We start from the raw sequence: 24,045 nt of genomic DNA on the forward strand, positions 1-24,045 counted from the left end.
AAGCCATGGCTGGCACAGTCGCCATCATCGGCCGGCCCAACGTCGGCAAGTCGACGTTGTTCAATCGCCTCGTCGGCAAGAAGCTCGCGCTGGTCGACGACCGGCCGGGCGTGACGCGCGACCGGCGCGAGGGCGAGGCGCGGCTCGGCGACCTCACCTTCAACATCGTCGATACGGCCGGCCTCGAGGAGGCGGACGAGGCCTCCCTCGCCGGGCGCATGCGCGCCCAGACCGAGGCGGCGATCGCCGATGCTGACGTCATCCTTTTCGTCGTCGACGTGCGGGCCGGCCTGACGCCGACCGACCGCGCCTTTGCCGACGTGGTGCGCCGCTCCGGCAAGCCCGTGGTGCTGCTCGCCAACAAGGCGGAGGGTGGCAAGGGAATCGAGGGCGCCTATGAGGCCTTCGGCCTCGGCCTCGGCGATCCCGTCCCGATCTCGGCCGAGCACGGCGAGGGCCTGGGCGAGCTCTACGACGCGCTCGAAGCCCTGCTGCCGCGCGAGCCGGAGGAGAATGAGGACGAGGAGGAGACGGAGGCGGCCGACCGGCCCGTCCGCGTCGCCATCGTCGGCCGTCCCAATGCCGGCAAGTCCACTCTCGTCAACCGCATGCTGGGCGAGGAGCGGCTGCTCACCGGCCCGGAAGCCGGCATCACGCGCGACACCATCTCGCTCGACTGGGATTGGCGCGGCCGACGGGTGAAGCTGTTCGACACCGCCGGCATGCGCAAGCGCGCCCGCGTCGAGGACAAGCTCGAGAAGCTCTCCGTGGCCGACGGCCTGCGCGCCGTGCGCTTCGCCGACGTCGTCGTCGTGCTGCTCGATGCGACCATCCCCTTCGAGAAGCAGGACCTCACCATCGTCGACCTCGTCGAGCGCGAGGGCAGGGCGCTCGTCATCGGCCTCAACAAGTGGGACCTCGTCGCCGACCGGCCGGGCCTGCTGAAGGAATTGAAGGAAGAGGCCTCGCGCCTGCTCGCCCAGGTCAAGGGCGTGCCGGTCGTGCCGCTGTCCGGCCTCGCCGGCGAGGGTGTCGACGCGCTGATGAAGGCGGTCTTTGCGGCGCATGACGTGTGGAACCGCCGCGTGTCGACCTCCCAGCTCAACCGCTGGCTCGGCGACATGCTGGAGAGCCACCCGCCGCCGGCGGTGGCCGGCCGGCGCATCAAGATCCGCTACATGACCCAGGTGAAGGCGCGCCCGCCGCACTTCGCCATCTTCGGCAACCAGCTGCAGGAACTGCCGAAGTCCTACACGCGCTACTTGGTCAACGGCCTGCGCGAGGCCTTCGACCTGCCGGGCGTGCCCATCCGCCTCTCCCTGCGCACGGGCAAGAACCCGTACGAGAAGGGCGGGCGGCAATAGGCAATCGGCAGTCGGATCAACGACTGCCTACCGCCGACTGCCTCCCTTACGCCGGCATCTGCGGCTTCAGCAGCCGATCCTCGCGAAAATCGTAGATGAGCCCGCTCTCCTGCCACTCCGGCAGCACGAGCTCGACGAGATGGGGCGCGAAATCCTCCGGCGTGCGCAGGCTCTGCGGGTCCTCGCCCGGCATGGCCGCCCGGCGCATGGCCGTGCGCAGCGGACCGGGATTGGCGAGCATCACCTTCACCGGCGTGCTGGCGGTCTCGGCCGCATAGGTCCGCGCCAGCATCTCGAGCGCTGCCTTGGAGACGGCATAGAGGCCCCAATAGGCGGTGCCCTTGTGCGCCGCGCCGGAAGAGACGAAGACCGCCCGGCCGGCATCGGAGGCGCGCAGCAGCGGATCGAGCGAGCGGATGAGACGCCAGTTCGCGGTGACGTTCACGGCCATCACGTCGTCCCACACCTTCGGCTCGATATGCCCGAGGGGCGACAGCGCGCCGAGCAGGCCGGCATTGGCGACGAGGACGTCGAGCTTGCCCCAGCGCTCGTGGATGGCGGCGCCGAGCCGGTCGAGCGCGTCGTAATCCTTGAGGTCGACGGGCACGAGTGTCGCCGAGCCGCCGAGGGCGCGGATCTCGTCGTCGAGTTCTTCCAGTGCGCCGCTGGTGCGGGCAAGGGCGATCACATGGGCGCCGGCACGCGCCAGTTCGAGCGCGACGGCACGGCCGATGCCGCGCGAGGCGCCGGTGACGAGGGCGATGCGGTCGGCGAGGGGGCTGGACATGGACGATCCTGCAGTTGAGGCGCGAGTCTGATCTGGCCCGTCCCTAGCACCATTTGCGCCGCCGGGCGAGGCCGCGGGCTGAATTGTGGAGTTTTGGCAACACTGTTGCCTTCTCGACTCGCCAGCCTGTGATTTGCCCAGTTTTGCCGCAATGCGGCAGCATCTGACGGGTGTACATGGCGGCATCTGGAAGCCGCAGCTTTGGCGGGGGCAATCATGCCGGTATCGGCGCGCATCGATGGACGTGTCGGGTGGCAGCGCTTCGTGCGCGGCGCCTGGCTCGTGCTCGTCGTTGCCCTGGCGGTGGCCATGATCGCCGGGCGGATGGCCCATACGCGCAATGTGGCCGAGCGCCTCGCTGCCACCTTCGCGGCGTCGAGCCTGAGCGAGCTTGCCGTCCTGTCGCTCGATGTGCCGTCGGCGGCGGACGACCAGGCGGTGCCCGCAGGCGAGACCAAGACGCACTGCCAGCCCGGCATCCTGCCGGCCGCTGCGGCTGCCGCGCCGCTGCGGGGCTTCTCCGATCTCGCCGGCTGCGTGCAGAGCCGCATGCTGCCGACGCACGAGGTGCCGCCGCCACTCGGCCCGCCGCGGCTTCTCGTCACCTGAGTTTTCTCCGTTTTCGTTCATGACGCCCCCGAGGGCATCGGCCGTGCGGCAGGAGTGATCCGCCGGGCACGCGATGTCCCGGCGGTCGCGGCGGGTGCCTGGAGGTCAGCCTCGGGCCGTGCCGTTGCCGGCGGCGTCCGTCCCTCCCGAGGAAGAAGACATGTCCATGGATCGTCGCAATTTTCTCTCCATCGGCCTCAGCGCCGCCGCCTGTTCGCTTGCCGGGCTGCCGGCCGCAGCCATGACCGGCGTCGGGGCTTCCGCCCAGCAGGCGCCCGACACTCTCGCCGGTCCGCCGCAGGATTTCGTCATCGACCCCATCTACATGCGCCAGATCGTGCCCTACGAGGGTCCCGGCCGCCCGGGCACGATCGTCGTGCGCACCAAGACGCGCTTCGTCTACCTCGTGCTGCAGAATGGGGAGGCGCTGCGCTACGGCTGCGGCATCGGCCGCGACGGCTTCTCCTGGTCGGGCGAGGCGACGGTGGCGCGCAAGGCCGTCTGGCCGGCCTGGTATCCGCCGCCCGAGATGCGCAAGCGCCAGCCGGAGCTGCCGGTGATGATGGCGGGCGGCATCAAGAACCCGCTCGGCGCGCGCGCCCTCTATCTCTACCAGAACGGCGTCGACACGCTCTACCGCATCCACGGCACGACCGAGGCCTGGACCATGGGCCAGGCGGTCTCCTCCGGCTGCGTGCGGCTGATGAACGACGACATCATCGACCTCCACCAGCGCGTGCCGACGGGAACGCGGGTCATCGTGATCTGACCCGCGGTTCTGCGGTCGTCAGGTCCGTAGTGCGAGGCGAGGAGCCTTCCTCAGCTGCACGAGGGCGGGGAGAGGAGGGCATCCTTCTGAACCGTCCGGTTGCGGCAGGCGCAACGCCCCGGAGCATTGCGTCGCAGCGCTCCCTCTCGTCTTGGCCGGGCTTGTCCCGGCCATCCACGCCTTTGACGTTGCACAGGACGGCCAAGGCGTGGATGCCCGCGACGAGCGCGGGCATGACGCGGGGAGGGCAGGTCTGGAGGCTTCGGGGCTGGCATGAAAAAACCCGCCTTCTCGCGAAGGCGGGTTTTCTATCGGAAGGACGCGGTGGTTCAGCCCGCTTCGGCCAGCATCGAGAGCTGGCGCGGCGCTTCACCCGAGATATCGGTGAGCGGCGTCGGATAATCGCCGGTGAAGCAATGGTCGGTGAATTGCGGGCGCGCCGGGTCGCGGCCCTCGTAGCCGACGGCCCGGTAGATGCCGTCGACCGACAGGAAGGCGAGCGAATCGGCGCCGATATAGGCCCGCATCTCCTCGAGCGAATGGGTCGCGGCGAGCAGCTTGTCGCGCTCGGGCGTGTCGATGCCGTAGTAGTCCGGATGGGCGATCGGCGGGCTCGCGATGCGGAAGTGCACCTCGGTCGCCCCGGCATCGCGCATCATCTGCACGATCTTCACCGAGGTGGTGCCGCGCACGATGGAATCGTCGACGAGCACGATGCGCCGGCCCGCGACCACGCCGCGGTTGGCCGAATGCTTCATGCGCACGCCGATCTCGCGCACCGACTGGGTCGGCTGGATGAAGGTGCGCCCGACATAATGGTTGCGGATGATGCCGAGCTCATAGGGGATGTTGCAGGCTTGGGCATAGCCGATCGCCGCCGGCACGCCGGAATCGGGCACCGGCACCACGACGTCGGCCGAGGCCGGCGCCTCGCGCGCCAGCTGTTCGCCCATGCGCTTGCGGACTTCGTAGACGTTGCGCCCGTGCACCATGGAATCGGGCCGGGCGAAGTAGATGTACTCGAAGATGCAGGGGCGCATCGGCTGGTCCGGGAAGGGCTTGATCGATTCGATCCCCTCTTCGGAGATGACGACGACCTCGCCGTTCTCGATGTCACGCACGAACTTGGCGCCGATGATGTCGAGCGCGCAGGTCTCGGAGGCGAGGATGTAGCGCCCGTCGAGCTGCCCCAGCACCAGCGGGCGGATGCCGAGCGGGTCGCGCGCGCCGATGAGCTTCTTGTTGGTCAGGCCGACGAAGGAATAGGCCCCCTCGAGCCGCTGCAGCGCGTCGATGAACCGGTCCATGAAGCGGCCGCGGCGGCTGCGCGCGACAAGGTGCAGGATGACCTCGGTGTCGCTGGTCGACTGGCAGATGGCGCCGTCCTGCACCAGCTGGCGGCGCAGGGTGAGCGCATTGGTGAGATTGCCGTTGTGCGCCACGGCGAAGCCGCCGCCGTGCAGCTCGGCGAAGAGCGGCTGCACGTTGCGCAGCGCCGTCTCGCCCGTCGTCGCATAGCGCACGTGGCCGATGGCGGCGGCGCCGGGCAGGCGGGCGATCACCGCCGCGTCGGAGAAATTGTCGCCGACGAGGCCGAGGCCCTTCTCCGCATGGAATTTCGTGCCGTCGTAGGAGACGATGCCGACCGCCTCCTGCCCGCGGTGCTGCAGCGCATGCAGGCCGAGCGCGGTGATCGCCGCCGCGTCAGGATGCCCGTAAATGCCGAACACCCCGCACTCCTCGTGCAGGGTATCCCCGTCAAAGTCGCTGTCCATCATGTCGTCCACCGCACGCACGGCAGCCCGCTGACCATGGGGTCATGGAGACGGGCGGTCACGCCTCATGTCGTGTCAAACCATTGTCGTTGCAATCCGCACTCACGTCATGCCGCATGTGCGAAAAGCGCGGGCTTCCTCAGTTGTTTCCCCCGGCCAGGGCGCGAATGCCCTGCCTGTCGCCCTGTTCGTAGCTGCCGGGCGTCTGCTGGGTGCGCTGCTCCGGCACCGCTTCGGCCGGCGGCTCCTCGGTCTCGCCTTCCGGCTTCGTCCGCTTGAGGCGCTGCAGGATCGCCGTTTCCGGATCGTCAGGCAGAAGGGCCATCAGGCTGTTGCCTGTCGACTGCAGGATGCCGCGCGTCTTGGCGTCGCGCGCCCATTCCGGCTGCATCTCGGGCGTGATCAGCCAGTTGAAGAAGAGGAAGGCGACGGCGCAGATCAGGAAGCCGCGGGCGGCGCCGAAGACGAAGCCGAGCGAGCGATCCAGCGCGCCGATGCGCGAATCGAGCACGAGGTCCGACAGCTGCACCGTGATGAAGGACACGATGATCAGCGTGACGAGGAAGATGGCCGCGATGGCCACGACGAGCGCGATGGTCGGGTTCGAGATGTGCTGCTTCACGTAGGGCAGCAGCGCCGGATGCAGCATCAGCGCGGCAACCGCGGCAGCGCCCCAGGAGGCGATGGCGAGGACCTCGCGCGTGAACCCGCGCACGGTCGCCAGCAGGGCCGAGATCACGACGATGCCGAGGACGATGAGATCGAAAAGCGGAACTGGCATGAGCGCGCGCCGTTGAGCCTTGTCTTCGTTATGCCCTCGGCGCCTGATGCCGCTGGCCACGTTGCTGCCTCAGCGCGCTGTATAGCCCGCCGATGGGCTTTCGTCACCTGTCATGAACGAGCCGGGCATCCCTTTGCCGCGGCCCGGCCGCGACGTTGGCGACGAGATCCGCGATATGGGCCGTCCCGGTGAGGGCGAGCGACGCATCGCCCGCCTCGCGGATGGCCGCGGGCGTCACGGCGCGGCGGAAGCCGAGCTTGGCCGCCTCCTTGAGGCGCTGGGCGGCCTGGGCGACCGGCCGGACCGCGCCGGAGAGGCCGATCTCGCCGAAGAAGACCACCTCCGGCGGCAGCGGCCGGCCGGCGAGGGAGGACACGAGGGCGGCCGCCGCGGCGAGGTCCGCCGCCGGCTCCGTGATCTTCAGCCCGCCCGCGACGCTCAGATAGACGTCGTGCATGCCGAGCTTGAGGCCGCCGTGCGCCTCGAGCACGGCGAGCACCATGGCGAGGCGGTTCTGCTCCCAGCCGACCACGGCCCGCCGCGGCGTGCCGAGGGAGGTCGGGGCGACGAGCGCCTGGAACTCGACGAGGAGGGGGCGCGTGCCCTCCATGCCGGCGAAGACCGCCGCGCCGGGCGCCGCATGGTCGCGGCCGGCGAGGAAGAGGGCGGAGGGATTGGGCACTTCGGCAAGGCCGCTGCCCGTCATCTCGAAGACGCCGATCTCGTCTGTGGGGCCGAAGCGGTTCTTGACCGCGCGCAGGATGCGGAAGTGGTGGCCGCTGTCGCCCTCGAAGGAGACGACCGCATCCACCATGTGCTCGACGACGCGCGGGCCGGCGATCTGCCCGTCCTTGGTGACGTGGCCGACGAGGATGACGCAGGTACCCGTCGTCTTGGCGAAGCGGATGAGCGTCTGCGCGCTGCCGCGCACCTGCGTGACGGTGCCGGGCGCCGCATCGACGAGGCCGCTCCACATGGTCTGGATCGAATCGATGACCACGAGCCGCGGCGCCGGTCCCTGCGACAAAGTGGCGACGATATCCTCGACATTGGTCTGCGAGGCGAGTTCCACCGGCGCGTCGGTGAGGCCGAGCCGCTCGGCCCTGAGGCGCACCTGGCCGATGGCCTCTTCGCCCGAGATGTAGGCGATGCGGTGGCCGGCCCGCGCCAGGGCCGCGCAGGCCTGGATGAGCAGGGTCGACTTGCCGATGCCGGGGTCGCCGCCGATGAGGATGACCGAGCCCTCGACGAAGCCGCCGCCGGTCACGCGGTCGAGCTCGCCGATGCCGCTCGCCGCGCGCGGCGCCTGCGCTTCGCTGCCGGTGAGGCCCTCGAGCGGGAAGACGCGCCCCTTCGCCCGCCCGCCCATCCGCGCCCCCGGAACGGGCATGGGCGGCGCGCTCGCCGTCTCCTCGGCGAGGCTGTTCCACGCCCCGCAGGCGTCGCACTTGCCCTGCCAGCGCGTATAGGACGCGCCGCAGCTCTGGCAGATGAAGGAGGGCGCGCGCTTGGCCATGGGACGCTCAATTCGCCGGGTGGAAATGCAGGCGCGGCCGCTTGGCGCATGCGCGCCACGCTCCCTCCCTCCGCGAAGCGGCGGGGAGGGTCGGGGTGGGGGGCGCCTGCAGCTGAGTGCCGGCGAAACGCGCTCCGGGCCGAGGCCTGACGGCGGCGCTGGTCAAGGCGATGTATGGATCGCGAAACGAGCGGCGGAGGACGGCCTTCACGGTCTGGTTCCCTTCATGGCTTCAAAAGAAAGCTCTGTCGCGCTGTGGCGGCGAAGCCCCCCACCCCTAGCCGCTCCCCACCGCCAGCGGGGGGAGGGGAAGCACTCCTGCCTTCGGCGTCCCTCTGGCTGCCGGCGGTTACTGGCCCGCCGGCAGGTAGCGGCGGTAGTACCGCTTGCCGAGGTCGGTCAGCATCTCGTAGCCGATGGTGCCGGCGCGCTTGCCGGCCTCGTCGACCGTGAGGCCGTTGCCGATGAGCGTGACCTTGTCGCCGCGCTGCACGGCGCCCTCGGGCACGGCGCTGACGTCGAGCGTGATCAGGTCCATCGAGATGCGCCCGGCAAACGGGCAGCGCACGCCCGCGACGAGCGCCTCGCCGCCGCTCTTGAGGTTGGTGCCGCTCGCCGTGCGCAGATAGCCGTCGGCATAGCCCACCGACAGCGTCGCGATGCGCCGCCGGCCCTGTGCCGTCCAGTGCCCGTTGTAACCCACCGTCTCGCCGTCCGGCGCCCAGCGCAGCTGGATGATGCGCGCCTCGAGCTGCACCACCGGGCGCATGGGATTGGCGCGCTCGGGCGTCGGGTTGCCGCCGTAGAGCGCGTACCCCGGCCGCACCAGGTCGAAATGCGGCGCCTGCGGCAGGAAGATGCCGGAGGAGTTGGAGAGAGAGGCCGGCACGCCGGCAAAGCGCTCGCGCACATGCGTGAAGGCGGCGATCTGCCGGGCGTTGATCGGATGCTCGGGTTCCTCGGCCGAGACGAGGTGGCTCATGACGAGGCTCGGCGTGAAGGCGCCGAGAAGCTCGGCGTCCTCGGCGAGCTGCAGCGCGGCCTCGGCCCTGAGGCCGAGGCGGTTCATGCCCGTGTCGACATGGATGGCCGCCGGCAGCCGGCCGGCGCCCGCCCGGCAGAAGGCCGCCCATTCCTCGACTTCCTCCTGCGAGCCCAGCACCGGCCGCAGGTCATGCGCCGGATAGGCGGCGGCGGTGCCGGGCAGGAGGCCGTTGAGCACGTAGATCACGGCATCCGGCGCCGCCGCGCGCGTGCGCCGCGCCTCGACGAGATGGGCGACGAAGAAGGTACGGCAGCCGGCGGCGTAGAGCGCGGGGACCGCTTCGTCGATGCCCATGCCGTAGGCGTCGGCCTTGACGACGGCCGCCGTCTCGGCTCCGCCGGCCTTGGCGGCCAGGGTGCGCCAGTTGGCCACGAGGGCGGCCAGATCGATGGTGAGGAGCCCGCCTGCCTCGTCTTCGCCGATGGCGGGGCGCGGCTCGTTCGATGCACTGGTCACGATGTCCGGAGCCTCATGTGAATTTGGCCTCAGCGCCACTCAGAACTGCTCTGGCAGGCGGTCTTCCTGCGCGAGATTGCCGAAGCGCGTGACGTCGGCCTGGAACGACAGCTGCACGGTTCCGGTGGGGCCGTGGCGCTGCTTGCCGATGATGACCTCGGCCTTGCCGTGGGCCTGGTCCATCTCGGCCTGCCACTTGAAATGCTCCTCGGTGCCGGGCTTCGGCTCCTTGTTCTTGAGGTAATATTCCTCGCGGTAGACGAAGAGGACGACGTCGGCGTCCTGCTCAATCGAGCCCGATTCGCGCAGGTCCGACAACTGCGGCCGCTTGTCGTCCCGGTTCTCGACCTGGCGGGACAGCTGCGACAGGGCGACGATGGGCACGTGCAGCTCCTTGGCGAGCGCCTTCATGCCCGTCGTGATCTCGGTCAGCTCCTGCACGCGGTTCTCGCCCTTCTTGGACGAGCCGGAGAGGAGCTGCAGGTAGTCGACCACGAGGAGGTCGAGCCCGCGCTGGCGCTTGAGGCGCCGCGCCCTTGCCGCAAGCTGGGCGATGGACAGGCCGCCCGTCTGGTCGATGTAGAAGGGGATCGTCTGCATCTCCCGGGCGACGTCGCTGATCCGGTAGAACTCCTCCTCGCGGATGTCGCCGCGGCGGATCTTGTAGGAGGGGATGCCGGACTGCTCGGCGATGATGCGGTTGGCCAGCTGCTCGGCCGACATTTCGAGCGAGAAGAAGCCGACGATGCCGCCGTCCACCGCCTTCACCGCGCCGTCCGGCTGCTTCTCGCCGCGGTAGGCCTTGGCGATGTTGAAGGCGACGTTGGTGGCGAGCGAGGTCTTGCCCATGGCCGGGCGGCCGGCGAGGATGACGAGGTCCGACGGCTGCAGGCCGCCCATCATGCGGTCGAGGTCGTGCAGCCCGGTGGCGAGCCCGGAGAGCTTGCCCTCGCGCTTGTAGGCCGCGGCGGCGACGTCGATGGCCGCGGTGAGCGCATCGGCGAAGCGCTGGAAGCCGCCGTCGTAGCGGCCGGTCTCGGCCAGGCTGTAGAGCTTGCGCTCCGCATCCTCGATCTGGTCGCGGGGCGAGACGTCGACCGGCGCGTCATAGGCGACGTTGACCATGTCCTCGCCGATGCCGATGAGCTCGCGGCGGATCGCGAGGTCGTGGATCGTGCGGCCGTAGTCCTCGGCATTGATGATGGTGGTGGCCTCGGCGGCGAGCCGCGCGAGATATTGCGAGACGGTGAGGCCGCCGAGGTCGTGGTCGCCGAGGAAGGTCTTCAGCGTGATCGGCGTCGCGATCTTGCCCGCCTTGATGAGGCTCGACGTCACCTCGTAGATGCGCCGGTGCACCTCCTCGTGGAAATGGGCGGGCTCGAGAAAGTCGGAGACGCGGAAGAACGCCTCGTTGTTCACGAGGATCGCGCCGAGCAGCGCCTGCTCGGCGTCGATATTGTGCGGCGCAAGGCGGTAGCGCGGCTCATCGGGGCCGTCGAGCCGCGCTGCGAGTGAATTCACGGTTGCCATCGGTCTTCGGTCATCGAGTCGCTGGACGATGAGACTAACACGTCGGCGCGCCCGCCGAAGCCGCGCGGGCGCGAGGCGGCAAAAACGCGGTGCACAGTCCAGCAAAGCGGGGACGGCGTTAAGAAGTCGTTAACCTTTCGTTGACCGTGTCGCGCGGGTGACTCTGCCGCAGGGAGGCAGGGCATTGCCCATGACGCCGGCGTTCAATGCAGGTGCGGGGGCTCCCTCGTCATGGCCGGGCTTGTCCCGGCCATCCACGCCTTCGGGCTTGCAATCGTCAAAGGCGTGGATGCCCGCGACAAGCGCGGGCATGACGGCAGGAAGGGACGGCACCGGGTTTCAGCGACCGTGGCCGTGGGGCTCCGCAGTCTCTTCCCCGTCCGCTACTCCCCCGCGAGCCTCAGCGGGCTGCGCTGGCCCTCGCGCCGGCGCAGCGCGGCCTCGCGCTCGGCGATGTAGGTGCGCGTCAGCGGCACGGTGTCGATCTTCTTGGCGAGCTGGATCTGGAACACCATCATGCCGTCGTGGCGGAAGGACATCTCCGAACCCGCGAGATAGAAGTCCCACATCCGGGCGAAGCGCTCGTCGTAGAGCGCGACGGCCTCCTCCCGGCGGGCGTGGAAGCGCTGGCGCCAGGCCTTCAGCGTCTCGGCATAGTGCAGGCGCAGGATCTCGATGTCCGTCACCATCAGGCCGGCGCGCTCGATGGCCGGCAGCACCTCTGACAGGGCCGGGATGTAGCCGCCGGGGAAGATGTACTTGGCGATCCAGGAATTGGTCGCGCCCGGCTCCTCCATGCGGCCGATGGAATGCAGCAGCATGACGCCGTCGTCGTCGAGGAGGTGCGCCGCCGTGTCGAAGAAGGTCTGGTAATAGGGCACGCCGACGTGCTCGAACATGCCGACCGAGACGATGCGGTCGAAGCGCTCCTCGACGGCGCGGTAGTCCTGCAGGCGGAAGCGCACCTTGTCGGTCAGGTTGCGCTCCTTGGCGCGCGCGCTCGCGACGCCGAGCTGCTCCTCTGACAGCGTGATGCCGACGACGTCGGCCTCCGCATAGGCGCCGAGATAGAGGCCGAGGCCGCCCCAGCCGCAGCCGATGTCGAGCACCTTGTGCCCCGGCTCGACGAGGAGCTTGGCCGTGATGTGCCGCTTCTTGGCGAGCTGCGCATCGTCGAGGCACTGGTCCGGCGTCTCGAAATAGGCGCAGGAATATTGTCTGTCGGCATCGAGGAAGAGGCTGTAGAGCCGCCCGTCGAGGTCGTAGTGGTGGGCGACGTTGCGCCGGGCCTGCGGCATCCGGTTCCACTGCATGATGCCGCGCAGCCACTTGCGCCAGCGCCGGACGAGGCGCACCGGCAGGGGCGGGCTCGCGAGGCGCAGGTTGATCATGCCGAGCGCGATGAGATCGGCGATGTCGCCCTTCTGCATCGTCAGGCGGCCGTTCATGTAGAGTTCGCCGAGGGCGAGGTCCGGGTTGGCGATCAGAGCCGCCACGTCCCGCCGGCCCGCGATGCGGATGCCGAGGGGAGGGCCGCTGCCGTCGCCGACGACGAAGGGCGGCGTGTCCGCCACCTGCACTTCGAGGGTGCCCTGCCGGATGAGGCGGCCAAGCAACGGTCGCAGCAACCTGTCCATACCTGCACCTCCTCCCGGCCTCGCGACCGTTGCAACTGTGCTGGAACGACAGAAAAAGGTTAGGAACGGTTGCCCAGAAAAGCAATGGGCGCCGATCACGGCGCCCATGAACTGTGAACATGGCTGAAGAAACGGGCGCAAAACCGGCGGCTTCATGCGCCGCCGGCCGCTGTTTCTTGGGCCTCGTCTTGCCTCAGACTTCCTCTTCGCCGGCGGCGTCGGCGAGCGCCGCGCCCACCTCGAGGCCGAGGTCGTCGAGGTTCGTCTCCTCACGCGTGAAGACGGCCTCGCCGCGCTGCTGGCGCTCGGCTTCCTCGGCGCTGCGGGCGACGTTGACGGTGATCGACACCTCGACCTCCGGGTGCAGCGCCACCGGCACGGTGTGGAGGCCGAGCGTCTTGATCGGCGCGTTGAGCACGATCTGCTGGCGCGAGACGGTGAAGCCGCCGGCCGTCAGCACCTCGGCGATGTCGCGCGTGGCGACCGAGCCGTAGAGCACGCCCGTCTCGCCGGCCTGGCGCAGGATGACGAAGCTCTCGCCGTTGAGCTTCTCGGCGACCTTCTCCGCCTCGCTCTTGAGCTCGAGGTTGCGGGCCTCGAGCTGGGCGCGCTGCTGTTCGAAGCGGGCCTTGTTGGCGGTGGTGGCGCGCAACGCCTTGCCCTGCGGCAGGAGGAAATTGCGGGCGAAACCGTCGCGCACGCGCACGACCTCACCCATCTGGCCGAGCTTCGGCACGCGTTCGAGCAGGATGACTTCCATGGTGGTTCTCCTTACGTTTCAGGTTCGGTTCTGGCTGTCGGGAGCGACGGGCGGCGTGCCCGACGTGATCTGGTGTTCGGGCGGGCCGAAGAAGGCCGCCGCGACGCCGACGATGGCGAGCACCGGCAGCGCCCAGATGAGAAAGATGACGACGACGAGATAGACGAAGCTGAGAATCAGCGGCCGTCCGCCCTTGCCCATCGTCCAGCGGTGGATGGCCGCGAGGCCCTGCAGCGCGAAGGCGGCGGCGAGCGCGCCGGTGAGTGCCTGGGCGAGGACCCCGGCGAAGCCCGTCAGCATGAAGCCGCCGGCGAGTGCGAGCGCCAGCGCAAAGGGCGCCTGGCGCGGCAGCACCATCAGCGGCAGCGGCGGCCACGGCCGCGGCAGCCGACCGGAGAGGCTCACCGCCTTGGCCGCGCCCCAGAGGTTGATGACCAGCATCGGCACGAAGGAGGCCGCGGCGGCGAGCGGCATCACGGCGACGATGGTGTCCACCGTCGCGACGGCCGAGAGACCGCCGGGCAACTCGCCCGCGCCCTCTGCGGCACCCTCGGCTCCGGCGCCGAGCTCCGCCCTCAGCACGGATTCGATGGCGCGGCGCATGGTCTCGACATAGGCCTCGTAGGACCAGCCGAGGGAGACGGCGCCGGCGAAGGTGACGAGCCCGGCGACCGCCGCCACCCACAGGAGCAGCCGGCCGATGGGGTACCATTCGGTGCGCCCGTCGCCCGTGGCGCGGCCGAGAAGGCCGAGATAGGCGAGCCACCAGGCGGGCAAAGCGACGCCGAGCGCGAAGGCCGGCGCAGCCGCCCAGCGCAGCGCGATGCCGATGGCGAGCGCGCCGACGGCGGCGGCAACGAGGCCGGCCCGGTGGTTCCAGCCGAGCGCTGCAATGATGACGGGAAGGGGGGCGACATAGGACAGCATCACCGCCAGCGGCGATCCGGTGATCACCACGGTGAAGAGGAGGGCCGATACGAGGCCGGCGCCTGCGCCTATGACGAGAGTGCTCATCATCGTCCTGCTGTCCCGCTGCCTTTCGCAGGGTTAGGGGCGGATCCGACGTCCGTCCCAGCAAACTCTCCACGAAGCGTGACGGGAGAGCGACGGGGTTTTCGGGTTCGCTTGCTGCGTCCGGGCGGGCGAGGCGTCCGCCCGGGCTTCATGCGCGGCACCCGGCGAGCCGGATGCCGCGTCGAACGTCACCTTACTTGATGACGTAGGGCAGCAGGCCCAGGAAGCGCGCGCGCTTGATGGCCTGGGCGAGCTCGCGCTGCTTCTTGGCCGAGACGGCCGTGATGCGCGAGGGCACGATCTTGCCGCGCTCGGAGATGTAGCGCGAGAGCAGGCGCGTGTCCTTGTAGTCGATGACCGGCGCGTTGGGGCCCGAGAACGGGCAGGTCTTGCGGCGGCGGAAGAAGGGGCGGCGGGGTGCGCTCGACATGGCTCAGTTCTCCTCGGACGCCGTTTCGTCTTCGCGGCGGTCGCGGCGCGGGCCGCGGTCGCCGCGGTCACCACGATCGCCCCGGTCACCGCGCGGGCCGCGGTCGAAACCGCCGTCGCGGTCGCGGCGCTCGTCGCGGTCGCGCTTCTGCATCATTGCGGAGGGGCCTTCCTCGTGCGCCTCGACCCGAAGGGTGATGAAGCGCAGGATGTCCTCGTTGATGCGCATCTGGCGCTCCATCTCGGCCACGGCCGCGGCCGGGGCGTCGATGTTGACCAGCGTGAAATGCGCCTTGCGGTTCTTCTTGATGCGGTAGGCGAGCGACTTGATGCCCCAGTACTCGGTCTTGCCGACGGAGCCGCCGTTCGTCTCGACGATGCCCTTGAACTGTTCGACGAGGGCCTCGACCTGCTGTGCGGAAATATCCTGGCGTGCCAGGAAGACGTGCTCGTAGAGAGCCATTGAGTGGCCTTTCCTTTACAACCGACGTTCTCTCCGGCGCTGAGCCCTTCGAGCCCTGTCGCCAAGGCCCGAGCGCGCTGTTCGAAGGCGGAGACACGGGACGCCGGGGCGGATGCCCCTCACGGGCCTCACCTCGGGAGCAGATCCCGTCGGCAAGGCACCGCCGTCCGTTCAGCCCCCGGCCGGAGCGAACGTGAAGCGGGGCCTTTAAGGGATTTTGAGGGGGATGGCAAGGGGGCTCGCCAAACTCTTCCTACACCTGCGTACCAGTTTTCAATCGCGTGCGTTAAGTGGTAAGCGGCCAAACGTTTGGAGCTAAGTCCGCAAGCACCTCCTGGCGTGCGTTAATTTCCTCTCGCCTCCAATTGGAGTTTCCTGCAACCAGGGAGTTCAATTTAAGCGATGAGCTGGCAATCATGGGCAGTTTTACAGACCAAGGTTTGTTGCCAATTTTTGCGTTCTCGCTTTTTCGCAGAAGGGTCAGATTGCCAAAGCGATGCGCGAATACATTGATCTCCTCCGCCGTAAAATGCCCCCAATCGGGAGCTTTTCCGTTTTTTGGCAGTATGTGTTCGAGGTTAACTTCGCTTTGTAGTTCGTTCGGAACTAATTCCGGTTCGTTCTCGCCTATTAAGCTACGTTCGAATGCAAGCAGCATATAGCGTGCTAATTTGCCGCTAGTCGTGCTGAATCGCTTGAATGCTTCTCTGAAGGCGGTGTCCGTTGGTATAAGTGGTGCCAGTTTCGTCTGAAGTGACGCAGTATCCTTAATTCTTCCTTCTCGAATCTCAACGGCGGCCTCGCAGTAGTAGCGCTCCGCTTGCCCGCCGCCGAGTATTCCGGCAACAATACCTCTGACTGACCAGGAAACAAGCGCCGAAATGCTTTTCTCAATTTCGCTTTTGTTAAAGTAGCTCAGAATGGCCAATAATAAAGGGCGGCTTTGTTCTAGGTCAAGATTCTGAAGCTGGCTTATGTACTGCATTGAATTGTCTGAATAGCCTCTCCAAAATTCATTATCAATCGACAGTATGGCGCCATAGAGCTTAGCTCCCTCGGCTATTTCCTTGGAAAAGTCCACAGAATCCTGCTTTGTGCGGACCTTGTCCTTGATTCTGCGGTAGAGGTCTCGTTCCCGGGTCGCTCCGTGTTTGGAGCTCCACAAGTGGCGCATAAAGTTGACGAATTCGCGATTGGGTTGATATAGGTCGAGAATCGAAACGGCTTCGATCCATCGTTCTTGTACAAATTCGATTTCGTTGCCAGATGTGCTAAAAAGGTAATTTTTTAAAAGATCGGCGATTGTTAGGTCCGCGCCTCGATCATTTAGTGTCTCAAATATTGTAAACGCGTCAGCGTCGGTTGGGGCTTTGACTGCCACCACGCGGGCCTTGTTGGTGAGGAAAGTTACGATATCGGCAAGTTTATTCTTCCATTGTGTGGGATTGTTGTTTGCGATTTCGCTAATTCTGTGGGTAAAATAACTTTTTGCGGATTCGATTAGCCGATGAGAGTCTGTCGTGGCGGCGGGCGTTTCGCCCCGCACTATCGCTGCCTCATAAAAGGGATTATCATTGGTGTTTAGCCGAATTCTTGGCTTTGGCGCAAATTCGTTTACATCATAAGGGGCAATGTATTGGTTTTGAAGTCCGTTTGCGGCGTCTTCTAGGCCTCCCTGTCTAAATTGATCTCTAATGGCCCCAAGTAATATGGTTGTGGTCGAAGCTCTCTGCTGCCCATCAATTATCGACTGAGATACTCCGCCATCTTCAGCGGAGAGTACAATAGTTCCCATGAAATAGTCTCGATTATCTGCGATGGCTCGCAGGATATCGGACCAATAATCGCTAATTTGGTCCTGTGACCATGAGTAGGATCGTTGGTATCTCGGCACTGAAAGATATCGATCTTTAAGAAGGCTGAGCAGGGTTGTTGGTTGGAATTCGAACTGTGTCGTCACCTGTATCCCCTGGTGCTTAAAGGGCGATTGAATAGCGTTAGAATGGTGAATTTATACTATCACGCCGCGAGGGTGTGACTTTATTTGTGTGTATCAGGATTGCATGAGATCTAAGGTGTGCACTAAGATGAGAGCGTCGTCTCCCTCGTCGTCTCTGACCACAGTGTGCGGATTTTCTGCGTGTTCGCAATAGGTTCAAGTGCGCGGCTCGGTTCAATTGAAGATGTCTGTTCCGGGTGCGTTACATGCCGCCATTGCGTGGCATGCGTAGTGGCAGCGCGCGTTAGTGCATTTTAATGCGCACGGCGCGCTGTGTGCTGTCGTTTTGCGCCGCTGTCGCAATTCGCCGGCGCATTTGCCACTCCTCACTTCAACCGCCCCCTTCCGCTCCCTGAACCCCCGCCAGTATTCGCCGGTGCCCTTCACGCACCACCACATCCTCCGGCCCGATCTCGAACGGCGTCAGCTCCGGCTCGTGGCGCAGCCGCTTGGAGAGCGCGGCGAAATCCGCTCTCGCATCAGCACGAACAGGTCCTCGAACCGCTCGATGATAAAATCGCGGCCGGCCGTCGTTGATGTCGTAGCCGGTGTGCAGGAAGCGGTTGACGTTCGGCGCCCTGCGCTGTCGGGCGGTGTGCCGGACTTGCCCGCGGTCGTTCCCGCCTGCCCAGCCTACTTCCCCGGCGCAGCCGCCGCCGTCTCCCCTGGCGGCAAGATCCGGAACGTGAACGTCGTCACCTTTTCCCCTGGACCAAACGGCCCCGGAACCTCGTGGCTGACGGGCGGCAGGCTCTTGAGATAGGCCGCGATCGCCATGGCGTCGTCGGGCGTGAGATTGGCGAAGGCGTACCAGGGCATGATCGGCGCGAGGATGCGGCCGTCCGGCCGCTCGCCGGTCTGGATCGCCGTCACGATCTGCTCCTTGGTCCAGCTGCCGATGCCGGTTTCGTTGTCGGGCGTGATGTTGCGGCCGACGAAGACGCCCATGCCCGGAATCTCGAAGCCGACGTCGGAGCCGCCGAGAAAGCGCGACATGTCGGGTGAACCGAAGAGATAGCCCGGCGTGTGGCAGTCGTTGCAGCCGCCGATGGTGACGAGATATTTGCCCCGCGCGACCTCAGCGTCCTCGGCGAGCGCCGGCAATGCCTGTGCGATGCCCGAGGCGGCCAGAAACACAAGAAGAATCCGTGACATGACTCTTCTCCCTCCGCTTGCCCGTGTCTTGGCCGGGAAGGATAAAATTTAACATAAACTGAAGTCTTCTTCCATGCCGGTAGCCGCAACCGGCCGGGCGTGCGTTACTTGAGATGCGCCTTCGCCTGCGGAAACTCGCGCCAGTATTCGCCGGTGCCCTCGCGCACCACCACATCCTCGGGCCCGATCTCGAACGGGGTCAGCTCCGGCTCCGTCCGCAGCCGCGTGTACAATTCCAGAAAATCCGTCTGGCGCATGAGGGCGAACAGGTCCTCGAACCGGTCGATGACGAAGTAGGTGGCCTGGAAGTCGTCGATGTAATAGCCGGTGCGCAGCACGCGTTCGAGGTCGAAGGCGAGGAAGTTGGCGGAGGGGTCCTCGACCACGTATTTCGCCTCGCCGTAGGAGGAGGCGATGCCGGCGCCGTAGGCCTTGATGCCCTCGGGCTTGCGGATGAGGCCGAACTCGATGGTGTACCAGTTGAGCCGGGCGAGGAACTTCACGCCCTTGTTGTCGCAGGCGACGAGCCCCGTGCGGCCGTATTCGCGCATGTAGTCGGCATAGGCCGGGTTCGTGAGCAGCGGCACGTGGCCGAAGACGTCGTGGAAGATGTCGGGTTCTTCGAGATAGTCGAGCTGCGCCCGGCTGCGGATGAAGGTGCCGGTCGGGAAGCGCCGGTCGGACAGCATCTGGAAGAAGGGGCGCGAGGGGATGAGGCCGGGCACGGCCACCACCTCCCAGCCGGTGAGGCGCCTCAGGCGCTCGTTCATGGCGCGGAAGTCCGGCACGCCCTCGGGGCCGATGCCGAGGGCCGCGAGCCCGTCGAGATATTCCTGGCAGATATGGCCTTCCAGCGTCTTGCGCTGGCGCTCGAAGAGGATGCCCCAGGTGGCGTGGTCCTCGGCGCTGTAGCGCTCCCAGTCCTGCGCGATGATGCAGTCTTCGACGCTCTGCGCGTTCAACACGGCGTGCGTGGACATCGCTTGCCTCCCTGACGTGCGGGAGCCGGCTGCGGATGCGGCCTCGCGACAGGCTCCGCCGGCATAACGCACGAAGCGGCGCGGCAGGTCCGCCCGGCCCGCAGGACGTCCTTTTCGGATCATCGCGCCTTGCCCCCTCCGCGGCAAGGCTGCCCCCCGCGCGGCGGGATGGCTGGACGGCGCGACTTCGGCTAAACCCGTGAGAACAGGGCGGGGGCCCTTGCCGCACGCGAGCGGCCGGCGCCCGACGCCCGCCTGGAGAGCACGTCACCATGGCTTCCACTGTGAGACTGGGCGTCAACATCGATCACGTCGCCACCATCCGCAATGCGCGCGGCGGGGACCATCCCGATCCCGTGCGCGCGGCCCATGCCGCCGTCGCGGCCGGGGCGGACGGCATCACCGCGCATCTGCGCGAGGACCGGCGCCACATCCGCGACGAGGATATCGCGCGCCTCAAGGCCGAGCTGCCGGTGCCGCTCAATTTCGAGATGGCGGCGGAGGAGGAGATGGTGGCGATCGCCCTCGCCACCCTGCCGCATGCCGCCTGCCTGGTGCCGGAGAAGCGCGAGGAGCGCACGACCGAGGGCGGTCTCGACATCGTGACCGGCTATGCGCATCTGCGGCCCATGGTCGCCGAACTGACCGGCGCCGGCATCCGCGTCTCGCTCTTCATCGAGCCGGACGAGGCCGTCCTTGAGACGGCGGCGGCGCTGCTCGCGCCGGTGGTCGAGCTGCACACCGGATCCTATGCCGAGGCGGTGCTGGCGGGGGACGAGGCGCGCATCGCCCACGAGCTCGAGCGCCTGCGCAGGGCGGCGGCGCGCGCCGCCCACTACCATATCGAGGTGCACGCCGGCCACGGGCTCACCACGGCCAATGTCGGGCCGGTCGCGGCGATCCCGGAGGTGGCCGAGCTCAACATCGGCCACTACATCATCGGCGAGGCCGTCTTCATCGGGCTCGAAGGGGCCGTGCGGGCCATGCGCGCGGCGATCGAGGCCGGGCGCGCCGGCGCGTAAGGGGTGCCATGATCATCGGCATAGGCTCCGACCTCTGCGACATCCGCCGCATCGAGCGCTCGCTGGCGCGCTTCGGCGAGCGCTTCACCCACCGCGTCTACACCGAGGGCGAGCGCGCGAAGAGCGACCGGCGGGCGGCGCGGGCCGCCTCCTATGCGCGGCGTTTCGCCGCCAAGGAGGCCTGCGCCAAGGCGCTCGGCACGGGCATGCGGCTCGGCGTCTTCTGGCGCGACATGGAGGTGGTCAACCTGCCCGGCGGGCGCCCCACCATGCGCCTGACCGGCGGCGCGCTGCAGCGGCTCGAGGAGATGACGCCGCCCGGCCACGAGGCGGTGGTGCACGTCTCGCTGACGGACGATCCGCCACTGGCGCAGGCCTTCGTCATCATCGAGGCGCTGGCGCGGCCGGGTTGATCGTGCCACGCTCGCGCCGCAATCACATCCGCTATGGCCTGCGCGGGTTCGCGTTGCGGCGCGGGAGCGTATCGGCTAGACCGCAACGAATTCTTTGAACAGGCGCGGCCTGCGGCGGGCTTTCCGTCGGCCGTCACGAGCAATGGTTGGAGCCGCTCCACGTGGCGTCGAAAAACGTGGTCCGGTGAGGGTTCCCGAGAAGGCACGATCGATGGACGAGGCGCGCGTGGACGATACGAAGAAGAAAGCCGACCAGGGCGGCGTTCTCGAGACGGTCAAGGTCATCGTCCAGGCGCTGCTGATCGCCCTCGTGGTGCGCACCTTCCTGTTCCAGCCCTTCAACATCCCCTCGGGCTCGCTGATCCCGACTCTGCTGATCGGCGACTATCTCTTCGTCTCGAAATATTCCTACGGCTATTCGCGCTATTCCTTCCCCTTCGGGCCGCCGCTGTTCTCCGGCCGCATCTGGGGCTCGGAGCCCAAGCGCGGCGACATCGCCGTCTTCAAGCTGCCGAAGGACAATTCGACCGACTACATCAAGCGCGTCGTCGGCCTGCCGGGCGACACCATCCAGATGATCGACGGCGTGCTGCACATCAACGGCGAGGCGGTGAAGCGCGAGCGCGTCGGCAACTATGTCACGCAGGATTCCTGGGGCCGCGACATCGAGGTGCCGATGTACCGCGAGACGCTGCCCGGCGGCACCACCCATACCGTCATCGAGCGCGACGGCGACCGCGGCTACTGGGACAACACCTACGTCTACAAGGTGCAGCCCGGCCACTACTTCATGATGGGCGACAACCGCGACAATTCCACCGACAGCCGCGACGAGAACGCCGTCGGCCAGGTGCCCTTCGAGAACCTCGTCGGCCGCGCCGAGATCATCTTCTTCTCCATCGGGGAGGGAAGCGCCGGCTGGAAGGTGTGGGAATGGCCGTGGACGGTGCGCTGGGAGCGCATCTTCAACCCGGTGAAGTGAAAGACGGTGCAATAAGTTGGGCCGCAAATCCGCCGATACCGCCGCGCTCGAAGCGCAGCTCGCCTATTCCTTCGCCGACAAGGATCTCCTGAAGCGCGCGCTGACCCATGTCAGCGCCTCGCCCTCCGACAAGACGCGCTCCTACCAGCGCCTCGAGTTCCTGGGCGACAGGGTGCTCGGCCTGTCGGTCGCCGACATGCTGCTCGCCGCCTTCCCGGCGGCGGAGGAGGGCGAGCTGTCGCGCCGCCTCGCCGAGCTCGTGCGCAAGGAGAGCTGCGCCGAGGTCGCCCAGGCCTGGGACGTCGGGCCGCACCTGCACCTCGGCGACGGCGAGGTCTCCTCCGGTGCGCGCCGCAATCATGCTATCCTCGCCGACGTGTGCGAGGCCATCGTCGGCGCGGTCTTCCTCGATGGGGGCTACGACGCGGCGCGCGCGCTGGTCGAGCGGGCCTTCGCGGCGCGCCTGCATGCCCCGCGCCGCCCGCTGCGCGACGCCAAGACGGCGCTGCAGGAGTGGGCGCAGGGGCGCGGCCTGCCGGCGCCGACCTATGAGCTCGTCGAGCGCTCCGGGCCGGACCATGCGCCCGAGTTCGTCATCGGCGTCAATGTCGAGGGCATGGTGCAGGCGCAAGGGCGCGGCACGGCCAAGCGCAACGCCGAGCAGGCTGCGGCCGAGGCCTTCCTGCTGCGCGAGAGGATCTGGACGGTGAATCAGGATGTCTGACGAGAACGCTGGCGAAAACGCTGCAGAAAACGCTTCTCCGGCAGGCGGGGCGACGCGCTGCGGCTTCGTGGCCCTGATCGGCGCGCCCAACGCCGGCAAGTCGACGCTCGTCAACGCCCTCGTCGGCACCAAGGTGTCCATCGTCTCGCGCAAGGTGCAGACGACGCGCGCCCTCGTGCGCGGCATCGCGCTCGAAGGCGAGAGCCAGATCATCTTCGTCGATACGCCGGGCATCTTCCGGCCCAAGCGCCGGCTCGACCGCGCCATGGTGACCTCGGCCTGGGGCGGGGCGGGGGACGCGGATGTCGTCTGCCTCCTCATCGACGCGCGCAAGGGCCTCGACGAGGAGAGCGAGGCCATCCTCGGCAAGCTCGCGGACATCCGCCAGCCGAAGGTGCTCATCCTCAACAAGGTCGACGTGGTGCAGAAGGAGAAGCTCCTCCAGCTCGCCGCCGACATCAACGCCCGCCAGCCCTTCGCCGAGACCTTCATGGTCTCGGCGCTGTCCGGCAGCGGCGTCGCCGGCATGCGCGCCAAGCTCGCTACCATGATGCCGCCGGGCCCCTGGCTCTACCCGGAAGACCAGGTTTCGGACGCGCCGCTGCGCATGCTCGCCGCCGAGATCACGCGCGAGAAGCTGTTCGAGCGCCTGCACGACGAGCTGCCCTATTCCTCCACGGTTGAGACCGAGCAGTGGCAGCAGATGAAGGACGGCTCGGTGCGCATCGAGCAGACGATCTACGTGGAGCGCGAGAGCCAGCGCAAGATCGTGCTCGGCAAGGGCGGCCAGGCCATCAAGACCATCGGCTCGCTCGCCCGGGCCGAGATCGCCGAGGTCGCCGAGACGAAGGTGCACCTGTTCCTCTTCGTCAAGGTGCGCGAGAATTGGAGCGACGATCCCGCCCGCTACCGCGAGATGGGGCTGGAGTTTCCGAAGGGCTGAGCCCCGCCGGGCGTGCCATCCGGGTGAGCCATGGAATGGCAGGACGAAGGCATCGTGCTCGGCGCCAGGCGCCACGGCGAGGCCAATGTCATCCTCGAGCTGATGACGGCGGCGCACGGCCGCCACATGGGCCTCGTGCGCGGCGGGCGCTCGCGCCGCCTGCAGCCCGTCCTGCAGCCGGGCAATAGCGTCGCCGTCGTCTGGCGCGCCCGCATCGAGGAGCACCTCGGCCTCTATGCGGTGGAGGCGACCGCCATGCGCGCCGCCCGCTTCATCGCATCCCCGCTCGCGCTCCACGGCCTCGGCACCCTGACGGCCCTGCTGCGCCTGATGCCGGAGCGGGACCCGCATCCCGGCCTCTACGAGGCGCTGACCGTGCTCATGGAGCACATGGACGATCCCGCCATCGCCCCGGCGCTCATCGTGCGCTTCGAGCTCGCCATGCTCGCCGAGCTCGGCTTCGGCCTCGACCTTTCGAGCTGCGCCGCCACCGGCGGCACGCAGGAGCTCGTCTATGTCTCGCCGAAGTCCGGCCGCGCCGTCTCGCGCGCGGCGGGCGAGCCCTACCGCGACCGGCTGCTGCCGCTGCCCTCCTTCCTGCGCGAGGGCGGCCTCGTCGACACGATCGGCACCGCCGACGTGCTCGCCGGCTTCCAGCTGACGGGGCTCTTCTTCGCCCGCCACGTCTACGAGCCGCGCGGCCTTACCGAGCCCGACGCCCGCCGGCGCCTGATCGAGTTTCTCGCGCGCGGCGAGGGGCCGGACAGGACCCTCTCCCCACGAGCGGGGAGAGGGCAGGGTGAGGGGCGGCCATTCCCGCAAGGCCGATGTCTGCCTTGCTCCATCGGCCTTTGCCTCTTCCCTGGACCCGCTCCATGCTGGCGGCAGGGCT

General features: G+C 67.6%; 22 protein-coding genes and 1 pseudogene. 9 read left to right on the forward strand and 14 right to left on the reverse strand.

All coding sequences use genetic code 11. From position 1 onward, the window contains the following. Positions 1–5: 5 nt before the first annotated feature. Complete coding sequence (der, locus tag AL346_RS16400; RefSeq protein ID WP_019400465.1) at positions 6–1,364, forward strand: ribosome biogenesis GTPase Der; 1,359 nt, start codon at positions 6–8, stop codon at positions 1,362–1,364. A 46-nt stretch (positions 1,365–1,410) separates the two neighbouring features. On the opposite strand, the gene AL346_RS16405 is transcribed toward der, so the two are convergent. Further along, complete coding sequence (locus AL346_RS16405) at positions 1,411–2,151, reverse strand: SDR family NAD(P)-dependent oxidoreductase (protein WP_019400464.1); 741 nt, start codon at positions 2,149–2,151, stop codon at positions 1,411–1,413. Between the two features lie 216 nt (positions 2,152–2,367). On the opposite strand from AL346_RS16405, the gene AL346_RS16410 reads away from it, so the two are divergent. Both AL346_RS16410 and AL346_RS16415 read left to right on the forward strand, forming a co-directional pair. Continuing rightward, positions 2,368–2,760: a hypothetical protein gene (locus AL346_RS16410; RefSeq protein WP_019400463.1), complete on the forward strand. Its 393-nt coding sequence runs from the start codon at positions 2,368–2,370 to the stop codon at positions 2,758–2,760. A gap of 160 nt (positions 2,761–2,920) precedes the next feature. After that, positions 2,921–3,529 (forward strand): L,D-transpeptidase, encoded by a 609-nt coding sequence (locus AL346_RS16415; RefSeq protein ID WP_019400462.1) that lies wholly within the window; start codon positions 2,921–2,923, stop codon positions 3,527–3,529. A gap of 329 nt (positions 3,530–3,858) precedes the next feature. Here the strand turns inward: AL346_RS16415 and purF are convergent, their stop codons facing one another. The 13 genes from purF to phhA form a co-directional block, all read right to left on the reverse strand. After that, positions 3,859–5,307, reverse strand: a complete 1,449-nt coding sequence (purF, locus tag AL346_RS16420; protein WP_040404223.1) for an amidophosphoribosyltransferase — start codon at positions 5,305–5,307, stop codon at positions 3,859–3,861. Positions 5,308–5,443: 136 nt separating this feature from the next. Further along, positions 5,444–6,085, reverse strand: a complete 642-nt coding sequence (locus AL346_RS16425; RefSeq protein ID WP_019401923.1) for a CvpA family protein — start codon at positions 6,083–6,085, stop codon at positions 5,444–5,446. 103 nt (positions 6,086–6,188) lie between these two features. After that, positions 6,189–7,601, reverse strand: a complete 1,413-nt coding sequence (gene radA, locus AL346_RS16430) for a DNA repair protein RadA (protein WP_019401922.1) — start codon at positions 7,599–7,601, stop codon at positions 6,189–6,191. A gap of 349 nt (positions 7,602–7,950) precedes the next feature. After that, positions 7,951–9,102 carry an alanine racemase gene (alr, locus tag AL346_RS16435; RefSeq protein WP_245258950.1) on the reverse strand — a complete coding sequence of 384 codons (1,152 nt, stop codon included), beginning with the start codon at positions 9,100–9,102 and terminating at the stop codon, positions 7,951–7,953. A gap of 39 nt (positions 9,103–9,141) precedes the next feature. Next, positions 9,142–10,632: a replicative DNA helicase gene (locus AL346_RS16440; RefSeq protein WP_019404160.1), complete on the reverse strand. Its 1,491-nt coding sequence runs from the start codon at positions 10,630–10,632 to the stop codon at positions 9,142–9,144. A 383-nt stretch (positions 10,633–11,015) separates the two neighbouring features. Next, positions 11,016–12,269 carry a cyclopropane-fatty-acyl-phospholipid synthase family protein gene (locus AL346_RS16445; RefSeq protein ID WP_026015479.1) on the reverse strand — a complete coding sequence of 418 codons (1,254 nt, stop codon included), beginning with the start codon at positions 12,267–12,269 and terminating at the stop codon, positions 11,016–11,018. A gap of 193 nt (positions 12,270–12,462) precedes the next feature. After that, positions 12,463–13,029 (reverse strand): 50S ribosomal protein L9, encoded by a 567-nt coding sequence (rplI, locus tag AL346_RS16450; RefSeq protein ID WP_019404162.1) that lies wholly within the window; start codon positions 13,027–13,029, stop codon positions 12,463–12,465. A gap of 18 nt (positions 13,030–13,047) precedes the next feature. Continuing rightward, complete coding sequence (locus AL346_RS16455) at positions 13,048–14,043, reverse strand: DUF2232 domain-containing protein (RefSeq protein WP_019404163.1); 996 nt, start codon at positions 14,041–14,043, stop codon at positions 13,048–13,050. A gap of 193 nt (positions 14,044–14,236) precedes the next feature. Beyond that, the gene (gene rpsR, locus AL346_RS16460) at positions 14,237–14,473 is read right to left on the reverse strand and encodes a 30S ribosomal protein S18 (protein ID WP_019404164.1); all 237 of its coding nucleotides are present in this window, start codon (positions 14,471–14,473) and stop codon (positions 14,237–14,239) included. A 3-nt stretch (positions 14,474–14,476) separates the two neighbouring features. Continuing rightward, positions 14,477–14,935 carry a 30S ribosomal protein S6 gene (rpsF, locus tag AL346_RS16465; RefSeq protein WP_019404165.1) on the reverse strand — a complete coding sequence of 153 codons (459 nt, stop codon included), beginning with the start codon at positions 14,933–14,935 and terminating at the stop codon, positions 14,477–14,479. Positions 14,936–15,221: 286 nt separating this feature from the next. Beyond that, positions 15,222–16,895 (reverse strand): DUF262 domain-containing protein, encoded by a 1,674-nt coding sequence (locus tag AL346_RS24780; RefSeq protein WP_082312545.1) that lies wholly within the window; start codon positions 16,893–16,895, stop codon positions 15,222–15,224. 672 nt (positions 16,896–17,567) lie between these two features. Beyond that, complete coding sequence (locus AL346_RS16470) at positions 17,568–18,089, reverse strand: cytochrome c (RefSeq protein ID WP_026015480.1); 522 nt, start codon at positions 18,087–18,089, stop codon at positions 17,568–17,570. Positions 18,090–18,193: 104 nt separating this feature from the next. Beyond that, positions 18,194–19,069, reverse strand: a complete 876-nt coding sequence (gene phhA / locus AL346_RS16475) for a phenylalanine 4-monooxygenase (protein WP_019404167.1) — start codon at positions 19,067–19,069, stop codon at positions 18,194–18,196. A gap of 272 nt (positions 19,070–19,341) precedes the next feature. On the opposite strand from phhA, the gene AL346_RS16480 reads away from it, so the two are divergent. The 6 genes and pseudogenes from AL346_RS16480 to recO form a co-directional block, all read left to right on the forward strand. Further along, positions 19,342–20,091, forward strand: coding sequence for a pyridoxine 5'-phosphate synthase (locus AL346_RS16480; RefSeq protein ID WP_019404168.1), 750 nt, complete (start codon positions 19,342–19,344; stop codon positions 20,089–20,091). A gap of 8 nt (positions 20,092–20,099) precedes the next feature. After that, complete coding sequence (acpS, locus tag AL346_RS16485) at positions 20,100–20,504, forward strand: holo-ACP synthase (protein ID WP_019404169.1); 405 nt, start codon at positions 20,100–20,102, stop codon at positions 20,502–20,504. Positions 20,505–20,715: 211 nt separating this feature from the next. After that, complete coding sequence (gene lepB, locus AL346_RS16490; protein WP_019404170.1) at positions 20,716–21,486, forward strand: signal peptidase I; 771 nt, start codon at positions 20,716–20,718, stop codon at positions 21,484–21,486. Between the two features lie 16 nt (positions 21,487–21,502). Then, on the forward strand, positions 21,503–22,210 hold the full coding sequence (rnc, locus tag AL346_RS16495) for a ribonuclease III (protein WP_053193865.1): 708 nt from the start codon (positions 21,503–21,505) through the stop codon (positions 22,208–22,210). Further along, a complete protein-coding gene (gene era / locus AL346_RS16500; protein ID WP_019404172.1) occupies positions 22,203–23,153 on the forward strand; it encodes a GTPase Era in 951 nt (316 codons plus the stop codon). The genes rnc and era overlap by 8 nt, the downstream gene beginning before the upstream one ends. 30 nt (positions 23,154–23,183) lie before the next feature. Continuing rightward, positions 23,184–23,888, forward strand: a pseudogene (recO, locus tag AL346_RS16505) (DNA repair protein RecO); the annotation flags it as partial. Positions 23,889–24,045 lie beyond the last annotated feature (157 nt).

This window comes from Chelatococcus sp. CO-6, from assembly GCF_001271345.1.
In the GTDB taxonomy this organism is placed as follows: Bacteria; Pseudomonadota; Alphaproteobacteria; order Rhizobiales; family Beijerinckiaceae; genus Chelatococcus_A; species Chelatococcus_A caeni.

Bases quoted from the DNA above. Each gene is read 5' to 3' on its own strand.
- radA (WP_019401922.1), bottom strand. From the start codon at position 7,601: ATGGCCAAGCGCGCGCCCTCCTTCATCTGCCAGAGCTGCGGCGCGTCC.
- rplI (WP_019404162.1), bottom strand. From the start codon at position 13,029: ATGGAAGTCATCCTGCTCGAACGCGTGCCGAAGCTCGGCCAGATGGGT.
- rpsR (WP_019404164.1), bottom strand. From the start codon at position 14,473: ATGTCGAGCGCACCCCGCCGCCCCTTCTTCCGCCGCCGCAAGACCTGC.
- era (WP_019404172.1), top strand. From the start codon at position 22,203: ATGTCTGACGAGAACGCTGGCGAAAACGCTGCAGAAAACGCTTCTCCG.
- AL346_RS16480 (WP_019404168.1), top strand. From the start codon at position 19,342: ATGGCTTCCACTGTGAGACTGGGCGTCAACATCGATCACGTCGCCACC.
- AL346_RS16455 (WP_019404163.1), bottom strand. From the start codon at position 14,043: ATGAGCACTCTCGTCATAGGCGCAGGCGCCGGCCTCGTATCGGCCCTC.
- AL346_RS16415 (WP_019400462.1), top strand. From the start codon at position 2,921: ATGTCCATGGATCGTCGCAATTTTCTCTCCATCGGCCTCAGCGCCGCC.
- rpsF (WP_019404165.1), bottom strand. From the start codon at position 14,935: ATGGCTCTCTACGAGCACGTCTTCCTGGCACGCCAGGATATTTCCGCA.
- AL346_RS16470 (WP_026015480.1), bottom strand. From the start codon at position 18,089: ATGTCACGGATTCTTCTTGTGTTTCTGGCCGCCTCGGGCATCGCACAG.
- AL346_RS16445 (WP_026015479.1), bottom strand. From the start codon at position 12,269: ATGGACAGGTTGCTGCGACCGTTGCTTGGCCGCCTCATCCGGCAGGGC.
- lepB (WP_019404170.1), top strand. From the start codon at position 20,716: ATGGACGAGGCGCGCGTGGACGATACGAAGAAGAAAGCCGACCAGGGC.
- phhA (WP_019404167.1), bottom strand. From the start codon at position 19,069: ATGTCCACGCACGCCGTGTTGAACGCGCAGAGCGTCGAAGACTGCATC.
- AL346_RS16425 (WP_019401923.1), bottom strand. From the start codon at position 6,085: ATGCCAGTTCCGCTTTTCGATCTCATCGTCCTCGGCATCGTCGTGATC.
- purF (WP_040404223.1), bottom strand. From the start codon at position 5,307: ATGATGGACAGCGACTTTGACGGGGATACCCTGCACGAGGAGTGCGGG.
- AL346_RS16405 (WP_019400464.1), bottom strand. From the start codon at position 2,151: ATGTCCAGCCCCCTCGCCGACCGCATCGCCCTCGTCACCGGCGCCTCG.
- AL346_RS16410 (WP_019400463.1), top strand. From the start codon at position 2,368: ATGCCGGTATCGGCGCGCATCGATGGACGTGTCGGGTGGCAGCGCTTC.
- AL346_RS16440 (WP_019404160.1), bottom strand. From the start codon at position 10,632: ATGGCAACCGTGAATTCACTCGCAGCGCGGCTCGACGGCCCCGATGAG.
- acpS (WP_019404169.1), top strand. From the start codon at position 20,100: ATGATCATCGGCATAGGCTCCGACCTCTGCGACATCCGCCGCATCGAG.
- der (WP_019400465.1), top strand. From the start codon at position 6: ATGGCTGGCACAGTCGCCATCATCGGCCGGCCCAACGTCGGCAAGTCG.